This window comes from Actinomycetospora sp. (genome assembly GCF_036497245.1).
Taxonomy (GTDB): Bacteria; Actinomycetota; Actinomycetes; order Mycobacteriales; family Pseudonocardiaceae; genus Actinomycetospora.
The window spans coordinates 1-12,180 of record NZ_DASXJS010000275.1 but is presented as its reverse complement, the minus strand read 5'-3'; the positions used below and the strand labels follow the sequence as shown (position 1 = coordinate 12,180).

Sequence of the window (12,180 nt, the reverse complement as noted above, 5' to 3'; positions counted from 1 at the left end):
GCCATCGACACCGCCCCCGCGACGAGGCCGGCGACGCCGGCGGTGAGGATCGGTGCGCGTTCGGCGGTCGCGCCGGCCACGCCGAGCACGATCCCCGCCACCGACACGATGCCGTCGTTCGCCCCGAGCACCGCGGCGCGGAGCCAGTTCAGGCGGGCATCGGAGGCCTCGGCGTGGGGCTCGTCCTCGTGGGTCGGCAGCACGGTGCTGTCGTCGGTCACGGCCGCAGAGTCAAGCAGCGCGACGGCGACCCTGCCAGCAAGGCAAGGCTGCGCTTCACCTTCCGCCCGGCGCCCGGACCTTTGACCCTCGTGTGACGGGACGCGCCCTGTGACGGGACGCGCCCTGTGACGCGAGCCCGCCGACGGGCGCGGCGGGCCCCGCGTTCGCCACGATGGCTCCCATGTCGGACACCGCTTCCGCCCACAGCGAGCTGACCCACCCCGGGGCGTATCCGATCCTGCGGGACGTCGCCCCGCGGTACTCCGACCTCGGGCCGGACGGAATGATCTCCGTGACCGGCATCGCGCGCTGGTTCGAGGACGTCCGCGTCGCGGTCGAGCTGCCCGCGTTCCGCCGGCTCATCGAGGACGGCGAGTTCGGCCCGTTCCGGGTGCTGCTCGCGGCGCAGCACGTCGACCGGCTCGCCCCGATGCGCTGGGACGGCAAGTACCGCATCGGCGTCGGCATCCGCCGCGTCGGCGGGTCGTCGTTCACCTACGGCTACGGCGTCTTCTGCGACGACCGCTGCGTGGCACTCGGCGACACCGTGACGGTGTTCGCGACCGAGGCGGGCCCAGCGCACCTGCCGGACCCGCTGCGCTCGGACCTCGCCGGGCTGGTGCTCGACGAGCCGGACGCCCCGCCGGCCCACCGGCCCGGCCCCGAGCGTCGCGACCGGGCCACCTACCCGTTCGCCACGACGCTGCGGGCCCGCATCGGCGACATCGACACCAACCGCCACGTCAACAACGTCGCCCTCATGTCCTGGTACGCCGACGGCATCGCCGCGCTGCACGACGAGATCCTCACCCCGGGCTGGGGCGGCCCGTCCCCGGAGATCGCCCCGACCGGCTACCGCGTGCAGTACGTCGCGGAGGTCGGCTACCCCGCCGAGTACGAGATCGGGGTGGCCGTGCTCGGACAGGACCCCGACGGCGCCCTGGACGGCGACGGGGCCCGTGTCGCCGACGGCGGCCCGACGGTGCACTACGGGCTCGGCGTCTTCCTCGGAGACCGCTGCGTGGGCCTCGCCGACGCCACGGGCCGCCGCGGTGAGCTGCCCGCCGACGTCCTCGACGCCTGGCGTCCGACCCGCTGATCACCCTCCTGCGAGGATGCGGGCCATGGCCGAGCGATTCGAGGTCCAGCGCACCGTCCCCGCCGATCCGCACCAGATCTTCGAGGTGCTGACCGACCCCATCGGCCACGTCGCGATCGACAGCGCGGGCATGCTCATGGACGCCACGGGGGAGACCGTGACGGCGGTCGGGGACGAGTTCGTGGTGCACATGGACCGCGAGGCGCTCGGGGACCGGCCGCTGGGGCGGTACGACGTCACGGTCTCGATCACCGCGTTCGAGCCCGACCGCGCGATCGCCTGGACGATCGTCGGCGGCGTCGCGAAACCCCCGATCGGGCACGTCTACGGGTATCGGCTGGAGCCGGTCGACGGCGGTACGCTCGTCACCTCGTACTACGACTGGTCGGACATCGACCCCGTCTGGCGCGAACGCGACATCTTCCCGGTGATCCCCGAGGCCGACCTGTCGGCCACGCTCGGCATCCTAGAGCGGGTCGTGCGCCGCGGATATCGCTGAACCGGGCGAGATGATCACCAGGTGAGGTGACTCTCGTATCGGGAGTCGTATCCCAGATCGTGTCCGTGCGTTGTCCTGAGCGTGACCCGTTGCTCCGTACGACGGATGACGCTCCCCACGCTGGCCGTGGCGGCCGCCCTGATTCTGGGCGCCTGCGGTGGCTCGGGGGACGCCGGACCGCCGAAGACCGCCCGTGTCGAACGCGCCCCCGTCAGTACCGGGGTGGAGTCGAGCGGTTCGGTCTCGGCCCTCGGGGCCACGAACCTCGGGTTCCCGACCGGCGGGCAGCTGACCTCGGTGCGGGTCGCGGTCGGTGACCAGGTGACCCCGGGTCAGGTGCTGGCCACCATCGACGACTTCAACGCCCGCCAGCAGCTCAGGCAGGCGCAGTCGCAGCTCGCCGCCCAGGAGGCGAACTACAACCGGGTCAAGGACGGCACCCAGGTCGACGGGGCCCAGAACTCGGTGGACGCGGCCTCCTCGGTCGTTTCGGCCACCAGGCGGCAGGCGAACGCGACGCTCGCGTCGGACGACGCGGCGATCAAGGCCGCGCGGGCGGCGATCGGCCAGGCGCAGTCCGGGGCCACCGCGGCGCAGGCGCAGCTGACCGCCACCCTCGCGGCGTGTCAGGGGGCCTACCCGTCGGCGAACGCGGCCGCCTGCCAGTCCGTCCCCACCGCGCAGTACGCGGTGCAGCAGGCGCAGCAGGGCATCCAGATGGCGCAGCAGAACCTCTCGCAGGCCCAGCAGAAGCGGAACATCGACGCCGCCTCGGGCAACCTGCAGGTGGCGAGTGCCCGCCAGGGTCAGGTGAGCGCGCAGAACGGCCTCGACTCGGCCAGCGCCGACCGGCCCAACAGCCTCGACGCCGCGGCGGCCGCGGTCGACGGTGCCCGCACCGGGGTCGCGAACGCACAGAAGGCCCTCGACAACACGACGCTCCGGGCGCCCGGGCCGGGCACCATCTCGGCCCTGAACGGTGCGACCGGGGAGTTCATCACGCCGTCGTCGTCGACCACCCCGTTCGCGCCGGGCGCCGACGCGCCGATCCCCGGGGCGGCGCAGGCGGCAGGCGCCGCCGCCGGGGCCGCGGGCGGTGCGGCGTCGCCGACCCGCCCGGGTGGCACCCAGTTCCTGGTGCTGCAGAACCTCGCCCGCTTCGCCGTCGTCGCGCCGTTCCAGGAGGTCGACGCGGCGAACATCGCGCCGCAGCAGCACGCGGTGGTCTCGCTGGACGCGATCCCGGACCGCACCTTCGACGGCACGGTCCTCTCGGTGGCCCCGTCGTCGACGGCGATCGGCGGCAGCGTCGAGTACTACGTGACGATCGCGCTGCCACCCGACGACCCACGCATCCGCGACGGTCAGTCGGCGCGCGCCTCGGTCACGACGGCGATGTCCGACCAGAAGATCACCGTTCCGAACGCCGCCTTGCACCGGCAGGGTGAGCGGGCCACGGTCACGGTCGTGACCTCTGACGGCAGGCAGACCCCGACCCCGGTGACGACGGGCCTCGTCGGCTCCGACCGGACCGAGATCACCGGCGGGCTCGCCGAGGGCCAGCAGGTCCTGCTGGGTGGGTCGTCGTGAGCGCCCCGGAGAGCCCCGAGGGGACCGCCGCGGTCGACGACGCGACGCCGGCCGAGGGCGCGCCCGCCGAGGGCGAGACGAAGAAGCGCCGCCCGCTCAAGCGCTCGACCAAGATCGCCCTGATCGTGATCGTCATCCTCGCGGTGCTCGCCGCGGCGGCGTTCGCGGCGAACTACTTCATCAACTCGAGCAAGGTCGTCTCGACCGACAACGCCCAGGTCGACGGGACGCAGATCCCGATCGTCGCGCCGACGAGCGGCACGCTGGTCGGGTGGCGGGGCACCAGCGGGTCGGTGCTGCAGCGCGAGCAGCTGGTGGGTCGGGTCCAGGTCCAGGGCGCCTACGTGCAGCCGCAGCTCCCCATCCGCGCGCCCGCCGCGGGCGTCGTGGCGAACTCCGACACGACCGAGGGCGCCTACGTGACCGCGGGCGCGCAGCTCGCGATCGCCTACGACCCGGCCAACGTGTACGTCACCGCGCGGGTCGACGAGACCGACATCGACGACGTGGCGCTCAACCGGCCCGTCGACTTCACCGTCGACGCCTACCCGGGGCGGACCTTCCACGGCACCGTCTCCGAGATCCAGGGCGGCGCCGCGGCGGTGTTCTCGCCGTTCCCGCAGTCCAACTCCGGCGGCAACTTCCAGAAGGTCACCCAGGTCATCCCGGTGCGGATCGCGATCGACGACGCCCAGGGGCTCGACCTCATCCCCGGCATGAACGTCACGGTGGACATCCACAAGCCCGGCAGCTGATCCCGGGCGACCCCGCCCTAGTGGGAGACCTCTCCCACATCGGCGGGCGGGTCTGACGACCTCGTCCTACGGTTCGATCGGGTGACGTGACGTCTTCGGGCGGACGCGTGACGCCGTTGCTCCCGGGCACCCCCGGGGGACTCCGTCGGCGAGGAGGAGACCCCGCGCATGTCGACCGAGACCGAGGCCGGGGCCGCCCCGACCACGCTCGACGACGGACACCCCGGCTCGACGATCCCGCCGGGAACCCGGGAGAAGGCCCGACCGCAGAACGGCCACCCGGTGGACGCGCCGGTCGCGCCCGCCCGCCGCCCGGACGCCCCGGAGAGGCCCGCCCCGGCGGCGCCGCCGATCGACACCGGGCCCGACTCCGAGGCGACGCCGAACTGGCTGGTGCCGCTGCTCGTGCTGGTCGTCGGCATGTTCATGTCGGTGCTCGACATCAGCATCGTCAACGTCGCCATCTCGACAATGCAGAACGACTTCGGCGCGACCACGGACCAGATTCAGTGGGTGTCGACCGCGTACTCGCTGGCCGAGGGTGTCATCGTGCCCGCCAGCGCGTGGATCGGCGCGCGGCTCGGGCTGGGCCGCACCTACATCTACGCGATGATCGGCTTCGCGATCTTCTCCGCGTTCTGCGGCCTCGCGTGGGACGTCAACAGCATGATCGCATTCCGGATCCTGCAGGCGATCCCGGGCGGGATCATCCCGGTCGTTGCGCTCTCGATGCTCTACAAGATCGTCCCGAAGAAGAGCATCGGCGCCGCGATGGGCATCTACGGCCTGGGCATCGTGTTCGCCCCGGCCATCGGCCCGACCTTCGGTGGCTACCTCGTCGAGTACGTCGACTGGCGGCTGATCTTCTTCATCAACGTGCCGGTGGCCGTCCTGGGGGTCATCGCCGCGATCTTCGCGCTGCCGAAGTTCCGCCCGGAACCCTCCCGGAGGTTCGACCTGCCGGGCTTCGCCGCCATCGCGGTGGGCGCGTTCTCGCTGCTGCTGGCGCTGTCCGAAGCGCCAACCTGGGGCTGGACGTCCTACCCGACGCTGATCCTGCTCACCCTCGGCGTGCTCTCACTGGCGTTGTTCGTCGTCATCGAGCTCGAGGTGGACGAGCCCCTGCTCAACGTGCGCGTCTTCAAGACGTGGGCGTTCAGCAACTCGCTGATCCTGATCGCGATCGTGTCCATCGGCCTGTTCGGCGTGCTCTTCTACATCCCGGTCTACCTGCAGCAGTTCCAGAACATGGGCGCCTTCGACACCGGGCTGCTCCTGCTGCCGCAGGCCCTCGTGATGGCCGTGATCATGCCGGCCGCGGGACAGATCTACGACCGCTTCGGGCCCCGGTGGCCCGCCGCGATCGGCCTGGCTGTGGTCGCCTACACGACCTGGGACATGTCGACCCTGACCACGGACACCCCGCACGGTCAGCTGCAGCTGATCCTCGCCGTCCGGGCCGCCGGGATCGGCCTGGCGATGATGCCGATCATGACCGGTGGCCTGTCCTCGCTGCCCAATGAGCTCACGTCCATGGGGAGCGCCTTCAACACGGTCGTCCAGCGCACCTCGTCGGCCATCGGCCTCGCGGCCATGACCGCGTTGATGACCGTCCAGCAGGCCCAGGAGCAGGCCGACCGCTCCGGGCTCATGGGGTCGATGGGGAGCACGGCCTCGTCGTCGGGCTCGGCCGGTTCGTCGGCGTCGTCCGCGGGTTCCGCGGCCGGGTCGGCGGCCTCGTCGGGCGGCGGTGGCTCGGGTGGCGGCGGCAGCGCGATGCTGGAGCAATACCAGAACTACGAGCACCTGCAGAGTCAGGTCTTCATCACGGGGCTGAACGACCTCCTCATCGCCACCGCGATCCTCACCGCGATCGGTGTCCCCCTCGCGCTCACGCTGCGCAGCGGCAAGCCGCCCGCGGAGGACGGCCCGCGGGTGATCGAGGGCTGACGGTCCGGACCGGAGGGAGCGGCGCGTCAGAGGGTCTTGCGCCGGGTGAACGAGAAACCGGGCAGCTGCAGCAGCCCGGAGCGCTTGAAGTACACCTGGCTCATGACCTGCAGGAGCGCGTAGACGATGACGTACTGGATGCCGTTCGACGCCGGCACGATGTCGACGGGAAGCGTGTAGGCGAAGACGAGGCGGATGACCGCGTCGACGACGAGCCCGACGCCCCAGATCACGGTCAGCACCCGCCACACCCGCCGGAAGAGCGCGAAGCGGTCCCAGACACTGTCCCAGTCCTCGCCGGGCGGGCCGAGGCGGCCCTCGCCGAGCGGGCGGACGATCGAGAACACGAACGGCCGCTTCGCCCACAACGTGGCGAGGAAGAACAGGCCCGCGAGGCCGGTGATCCAGCCGTCCCTGGCGAGCAGCGTGCGCGGGTCCGCGGAGGTCAGCGCCACCGCGATGTTCAGGGCGAGCACCGCGCCGATGAAGATCGCGAAGCCGTCCAGACGGCGCATGACCAGGCCCTGCGCCACGAAGCTGACGATCGGGGCCACCGAGCTGATCAGCAGCGAGTCCAGCTCCGGGAAGCCGAAGGCCCGGAAGACGTAGTAGAGCGCGATCGGGACGACGATGTCCGCGATCGCGATGATGATCGTGAAGGCTCCACCCGCCCGGGAGCGGGGGGCCTCACCCGTCCCGGCCCCGGCGCCGCCGGGCTCCGCGTCGGTGGTCGGTTCGGTCGCCATGCCCATCGCTCCCCGTGGTGTCGCCCTGTCCGCGCGGTGCCATCGCCGCCCACGCTGCCCGACGCGTTTGTATGACCGTACAAGAAACTGTGCGAGCGTGCTAGGTTCAGGTCATGCCAGCAAAGACCGGCGAGGCGAGGGAGCCGCGGACGTTCACCGAGACCGCCCGGCGGGAGCAGATCGTGCGCGCCGCGGTCGACACCCTCGCCGAGCTCGGGTACGCCGACACCTCGCTGGGCAAGATCGCCAGGACCGCGGGTCTGTCCAGCGTCGGGATGATCTCCTACTACTTCGCGGGCAAGGCCGAGCTCATGTCCGAGGTCGTGGCCACGGTCCTCGCGACCGCGGAGGAGATCGTCGCCCCGCGGGTGGCCGCGGAGTCGTCCGCGGTCGCGCGGTTCCGGGTCTACGTGGAGGCGAGCCTCGAGTGGGTGGCCGCTCATCGCACGGAGGCCGTCGCCCTGATCGAGATCACGGTCGGATCCCGCCGACCGGAGCGCTCGGACGACATGGAGGTGGGCGCCACGGAGATCGTCGCCGACCTCGTCGCACGAGCCCAGACCGAGCTGGCGAGCCGGCGCGAGAGCTCCGGTGACCCGGGTCCTGAGTCGATCGCGCCGCACGTCGTGGCCGTCGCCGTCCGCGGCGCGATCAACGGTGCGGTCGGGCACTCCCTGCGCCGCCGGCCCGGTCCGGGGGCCGACCCCGAGCTCGCGGCGGAGGGCGCGCGCCTCGCCGAGCTGTTCGTCCGAGGCCTCTAGCGCGGCGCACACCACCCGCTCCGCACGACGTCCACGGAGGCCCCGGTGATCCATGTCCTCGTCATCGCCTTTCCGGCGACCGGACACATCAATCCCACGATCCCGGTGATCACCACGCTCGTGGCGCGGGGAGACCGCGTCACGGTGGTGGTCCCCGAGCAGTATCGGTCAACGGTCGAGGTCACCGGCGCAGCCGTGCTCACCTATCCGTCGATGGTCCCGGCCGACTGGTCGGGGGTGGACATCCCCCGCCACCCGGACGCGGACCAGCTGGCGGTCGCCCACCGCGACACACTGCGGGAGACGCTGAGCCCGCTCCCCGCCGTCGTCGCTGCTCTCGGTGCCGAAGGCGAAGCCGACGGGGACGGGGACGGTGGGGTGACCGGGCCGTCCCGGCCCGACGTCGTCGTGTACGACGTCCTGGGGAGCGCCGCCGGACGGGTGCTGTCGCTGGCCTGGGGGCTGCCGTCGGTCGTGACCTGCCCGACGTTCGTCGGCCACGAGAGCTTCTCCCCGTACGCCGGTGCGGTCGAGACGGGGGAGGACGAGGCGCCCGACCCCACCCATCCGGCGATGATCGAGGCCGGGGAGGTCCTCCGCGGCGCGCTGGACTCCTGGGGGCTCGAGGAGGTCTCGGTGGACGACTTCCTCGCGGGGTCGGGCGAGCGGTGCCGCCTCGTCTTCGTGCCGCGCGTCCTCCACCCGGGCGAGGAGACCTTCGACGAACGCTTCCGCTTCGTCGGGCCCTGCCTGCGCTCGGGCACCGACGACGACGGGTGGCCGCCGCCCGCGACCGGGCGTCCGGTCGTGCTGATCTCCCTGGGCACGCTCGGCTACGACGACTCGGCCGCGCTCCTGCTCCGGGTCGTGTCGGCGGTCGGGCGGATCGGAGGGCATGCGGTGGTCTCCATCGGAGACGTCGATCCCGCGGTGTTCGGCGACGTCGGCGAGCACGTCGAGCTGCACCGCCGGGTCCCGCAGCTCGCCGTCCTGCGCCATGCCGCCGCGTTCGTCTCCCACGCCGGCATGAACTCGACGATGGAGGCCCTCGCCCACGGGGTCCCGCTGGTCGACGTCGCCCAGACCGCCGAGCAGCGCCTCGTGGCCGGTCAGGTGGAGGCGCTCGGCTGCGGCCCGGCCCTGGACCCCGAGACAGCGACCGTGGAGCGCCTCGCGGCGGCACTGGACGAGGTCCGGGACTCGGCCTCCGTCGCCGCCGCGGTGGCGGCCATGCGCCAGGTGATCCACTCGACGGGCGGGGCCGTGGCGGCCGCCGACGCAGTGGAGGCGGCGGCGCTGCACGGCTGACCGCCCGCAGGGAGCGGCTCCCGGGACGGCCACGACGGTCGGCCGGGCGGCGGTCTACGGTCCTGCGCGTGACGCTCCGGTCGATCGGGCTGTTCGTCGTCGCCGCGCTCCTGGAGATCGGGGGTGCGTGGCTGATCTGGCAGGCGGTCCGGGAGCACCGGGCGTGGTGGCTGGCCGGTCTGGGGATCGTCGCCCTCGGGCTCTACGGCTTCGTCGCCGCGCTCCAGCCCGAGGCGGCGTTCGGGCGGATCCTCGCGGCCTACGGCGGCGTGTTCGTGGCCGGCTCGCTGGCGTGGGGCGTCGTGCTCGACGGATACCGCCCGGACCGCTTCGACCTGCTCGGCGCACTGATCTGCCTGGTCGGGGTCGCAGTGATCATGTACGCGCCGCGGTGACGGTGGGGATTCCCCGGACCACGCCCGGACGGCATGATTACATCGTTACTGATGCCGGTGCTGGGGGTGGGACGTGCCGAGTCTCTTCGAGCACGCGGGTGGGGAACAGGCGCTGCACCGCCTGGAGCAGGTGTTCTACGACAGCGTGCTGGCCGACCCGCTGCTGCAGCCGCTGTTCGGGGCGGGCCGCCCCGAGCACGTCGATCACCTGACGGCGTTCACCGCCGAGAGCTTCGGCGGCCCCGACCGGTTCTCCCGCGAGCTCGGGTTCGCCCACCTGATCGAGGTGCATCGCGGACTGCGGATCACCGAGGAACAGCGGCAGCGGTTCGTCGAGCTCTACGAGCGGGCGCTCGACGCCGCGGGGATGCCGACGGACGCGCCCTTCCGCGAGGCGGTGCGGGGGCACGTGGAGTTCGGGACGCACGTCGCGAGGCAGAACTCCCACGCCACGTCCGACGCCGAGCTGCATCCCCTGCGCGAGGTGCCCCGGTGGACGTGGGCGGGTGACGACGCACCGCCATGATCGCGAGTTGTGCGGAGGAATGCCGCAGATCTGCGGCGTTCCTCCGCACGGAAGTCGATCACGGTCAGCAGGACCTCCCTGGCGAGGCCGACGGCGGGGCAGAATGAGCGGGTGACCGCCGACCTCGACGAGCTGCGCCGACTGCGCCGGGCCCGCGACCGGATGGACCGCGAGTACGCGCAGCCGCTGGACGTGCCCGCGCTCGCCCGGACCGCGCTGATGTCGACGGCGCACTTCAGCAGGCGGTTCCGGGAGGCGTACTCCGAGACGCCCTACTCCTACCTCATGACCCGGCGCATCGAGCGGGCGCAGGCGTTGCTGCGCCGCGGCGACCTGAGCGTCACCGACGTCTGCTTCGCCGTCGGCGCCGCGAGCCTGGGGTCCTTCTCGGCGCGGTTCACCGAGCTGGTCGGCGAGTCGCCGTCCGCGTACCGCGCGCGCGACCACGACGATCTCCGGAGCCTGTCCTCGTGCCAGACGATGGCGACCACCCGCCCCCGCAAGGGCGGTGCCGAGGAGAGCAGTTTCGGAGAAGCCTCGGCGGTCGCGCCCACCTAGCGTTCCCCCCATGACGATTTCTCTCAGCGGGATGCACGTGGTCGTCGACGACGTCGACGAAGCCCTCTCCTTCTACCGCGACACGCTCGGCCTGACGGTGCGCAACGACGTCGGCAGCGGCACCTGCCGGTGGGTGACCCTCGCCACCGACACGCAGCCCGAGGTCGGGATCGTGCTCTCGCCGCCGCACGCGGGGCGCTCGCAGGAGGACGGCGACGCGCTGGCCGCACTGCTCGCCAAGGGCGCGCTCGGGATGGTCCAGCTCCGCTGCGACGACCTCGACGCGATGTTCGACAAGATCGCCTCCGCGGCCGGGGTGGAGGTGCTCTCGGAACCCGCGAGCCAGCCCTGGGGCGTCCGCGACGCCGCGGTCCGCGACCCCGCAGGCAACATGGTCCGCATCGAGCAGTCCTAGGCCGTCGGCGGTCCCGGAGAGGTCACGGGGACGGGACGGGCCGCTCGAGGTCGAAGTTCGCGCCGTGCAACGGGCACAGCGGGTCGACGAACGCCGAGTTCTCGGCCCTGTCGTTGTTCTCGGCCCGGTCGTTGAACAGCACCGAGCACCGGCAGCCGTGGCGCACAGCACCGTCGCAACCGGGACCCATGGCCGGGTCGACCAGTGCGGCCTTCCTCGCGAGCTCGTCCATTGCCGTCTCCTTCGACCGCAGGTTTCCGCCAGGCTCTACGCACGACCAACGGTTCGGGGTACCTGCGGTAACGGATCTCCTCGGGCGTGTGAGCGACCCCATCGCGGCGGCCGTCTTGCCCAGATCGGTACGCAGTCGTACCGTCTGCGGCGCAGCGCCGTCGAAGGAGGAGCGTCATGGGCAGCGTCCGCGACAAGGTCGCCGTGGTCACCGGAGCGGGTTCGGGCATCGGGCGTCGGCTCGCCCTGGAGCTCGCGGGCCGTGGGGCGCGGCTGGCGCTCTCGGACGTCGACGAGACGGGGCTGGGGGAGACCGCGGACCAGGCCAAGGCCCTGGGCGCCGAGGTCCACACCACCCGGCTCGACGTCGCCGACCGGCAGGCGGTGCGCGACTACGCGGAGGTGGTCGCCGAGCACTTCGGGGTCGTGCACCAGGTCTACAACAACGCCGGCGTCGCGAGCTCGGGCTCGATCCTCGAGGGCGAGTGGGAGGAGTACGACCACGTACTCGGGATCAACCTCCACGGCGTAATCCACGGCACGAAGGCGTTCCTGCCCCACCTCGTGGCCTCTGGGGATGGGCACGTCGTGAACGTGTCCAGCCTGAACGGGATCATGGCCCAGCCCGGGCTCTCCGCCTACTGCGCGAGCAAGTTCGGCGTCCGCGGGTTCACCGAGACGCTGCGCGCGGAGATGCTCTCCGGTCGCCACCCGGTCCAGGTGACCGTCGTCCATCCCGGTGGGGTCAAGACGAACATCGCCACCGCGGCGTTCGAGCGCGGCGCCGAGAAGCGCCCGGCGACCGCCGCAGAGGAGGCGCGGACGCGGACCTACAACGAGAAGCTGCTCAAGCTCCCCGCCGAGCAGGCCGCAAAGATCATCGTCGAGGGGGTCGAGGCCGGGAAGCCGCGCGTCCTCGTCGGGACCGACGCCAAGATCGTCGACCTGTTCGTCCGGCTCGTGCCCCGGTTCTACCCCGCGGCGCTGGTGCGCTTCGGCGGCAAGGTGCTCGGCTCCGCCGACTGAGGTCCCTGACGCTTCCTTGCTCTCACCCGATCGTGGTGCCACGGTTGTCGGACACACGCTCTCGGTGCAGAGCAGCGGTGGAGGGTGGGCAACGTGCGC

At 72.1% G+C, this 12,180-nt stretch carries 15 protein-coding genes; 12 read left to right on the top strand and 3 right to left on the bottom strand.

The window, feature by feature from the left end; genetic code table 11:
- The coding region (locus VGI02_RS27945) for a VIT1/CCC1 transporter family protein (RefSeq protein WP_414638392.1) at nt 1–221 on the bottom strand (221 nt) is incomplete at its 3' end.
- Nucleotides 222–403: 182 nt separating this feature from the next.
- Here VGI02_RS27945 and VGI02_RS27940 point away from each other — a divergent pair.
- The 5 genes from VGI02_RS27940 (at nt 404) to VGI02_RS27920 (ending at nt 6,115) form a co-directional block, all read left to right on the top strand.
- The gene (locus tag VGI02_RS27940; RefSeq protein ID WP_331633145.1) at nt 404–1,321 is read left to right on the top strand and encodes an acyl-CoA thioesterase family protein; all 918 of its coding nucleotides are present in this window, start codon (nt 404–406) and stop codon (nt 1,319–1,321) included.
- 25 nt (nt 1,322–1,346) lie between these two features.
- Nucleotides 1,347–1,820: an SRPBCC family protein gene (locus VGI02_RS27935; protein ID WP_331633143.1), complete on the top strand. Its 474-nt coding sequence runs from the start codon at nt 1,347–1,349 to the stop codon at nt 1,818–1,820.
- Between the two features lie 105 nt (nt 1,821–1,925).
- Nucleotides 1,926–3,410: an efflux RND transporter periplasmic adaptor subunit gene (locus VGI02_RS27930; RefSeq protein ID WP_331633141.1), complete on the top strand. Its 1,485-nt coding sequence runs from the start codon at nt 1,926–1,928 to the stop codon at nt 3,408–3,410.
- Entirely contained in the window at nt 3,407–4,165 is a 759-nt protein-coding gene (locus VGI02_RS27925; RefSeq protein ID WP_331633139.1) for an HlyD family secretion protein, read from the top strand. Before VGI02_RS27930 ends, VGI02_RS27925 begins: the two co-directional genes overlap by 4 nt.
- A 168-nt stretch (nt 4,166–4,333) precedes the next feature.
- On the top strand, nt 4,334–6,115 hold the full coding sequence (locus VGI02_RS27920; RefSeq protein ID WP_331633137.1) for a DHA2 family efflux MFS transporter permease subunit: 1,782 nt from the start codon (nt 4,334–4,336) through the stop codon (nt 6,113–6,115).
- 26 nt (nt 6,116–6,141) lie between these two features.
- Here VGI02_RS27920 and VGI02_RS27915 read toward each other — a convergent pair whose 3' ends face one another.
- Nucleotides 6,142–6,861 carry a VC0807 family protein gene (locus tag VGI02_RS27915; protein WP_331633136.1) on the bottom strand — a complete coding sequence of 240 codons (720 nt, stop codon included), beginning with the start codon at nt 6,859–6,861 and terminating at the stop codon, nt 6,142–6,144.
- Between the two features lie 113 nt (nt 6,862–6,974).
- Between VGI02_RS27915 and VGI02_RS27910 the strand changes: the two genes are divergently transcribed.
- From VGI02_RS27910 to VGI02_RS27885, 6 genes are all read left to right on the top strand, one after another.
- On the top strand, nt 6,975–7,622 hold the full coding sequence (locus VGI02_RS27910; protein ID WP_331633135.1) for a TetR/AcrR family transcriptional regulator: 648 nt from the start codon (nt 6,975–6,977) through the stop codon (nt 7,620–7,622).
- Between the two features lie 45 nt (nt 7,623–7,667).
- Entirely contained in the window at nt 7,668–8,930 is a 1,263-nt protein-coding gene (locus tag VGI02_RS27905) for a macrolide family glycosyltransferase (RefSeq protein ID WP_331633133.1), read from the top strand.
- Nucleotides 8,931–8,998: 68 nt separating this feature from the next.
- Nucleotides 8,999–9,325 (top strand): YnfA family protein, encoded by a 327-nt coding sequence (locus VGI02_RS27900; RefSeq protein ID WP_331633131.1) that lies wholly within the window; start codon nt 8,999–9,001, stop codon nt 9,323–9,325.
- 73 nt (nt 9,326–9,398) lie between these two features.
- The gene (locus tag VGI02_RS27895; RefSeq protein ID WP_331633129.1) at nt 9,399–9,851 is read left to right on the top strand and encodes a group II truncated hemoglobin; all 453 of its coding nucleotides are present in this window, start codon (nt 9,399–9,401) and stop codon (nt 9,849–9,851) included.
- 162 nt (nt 9,852–10,013) lie between these two features.
- Nucleotides 10,014–10,409: a helix-turn-helix transcriptional regulator gene (locus VGI02_RS27890; protein ID WP_331633147.1), complete on the top strand. Its 396-nt coding sequence runs from the start codon at nt 10,014–10,016 to the stop codon at nt 10,407–10,409.
- 10 nt (nt 10,410–10,419) lie between these two features.
- Nucleotides 10,420–10,824, top strand: a complete 405-nt coding sequence (locus VGI02_RS27885) for a VOC family protein (protein WP_331633127.1) — start codon at nt 10,420–10,422, stop codon at nt 10,822–10,824.
- Nucleotides 10,825–10,846: 22 nt separating this feature from the next.
- Here the strand turns inward: VGI02_RS27885 and VGI02_RS27880 are convergent, their stop codons facing one another.
- Nucleotides 10,847–11,056 (bottom strand): hypothetical protein, encoded by a 210-nt coding sequence (locus tag VGI02_RS27880; RefSeq protein ID WP_331633125.1) that lies wholly within the window; start codon nt 11,054–11,056, stop codon nt 10,847–10,849.
- Nucleotides 11,057–11,232: 176 nt separating this feature from the next.
- Here VGI02_RS27880 and VGI02_RS27875 point away from each other — a divergent pair, with 176 nt between their 5' ends.
- The gene (locus VGI02_RS27875) at nt 11,233–12,081 is read left to right on the top strand and encodes an SDR family NAD(P)-dependent oxidoreductase (RefSeq protein WP_331633123.1); all 849 of its coding nucleotides are present in this window, start codon (nt 11,233–11,235) and stop codon (nt 12,079–12,081) included.
- Nucleotides 12,082–12,180: the final 99 nt, after the last annotated feature.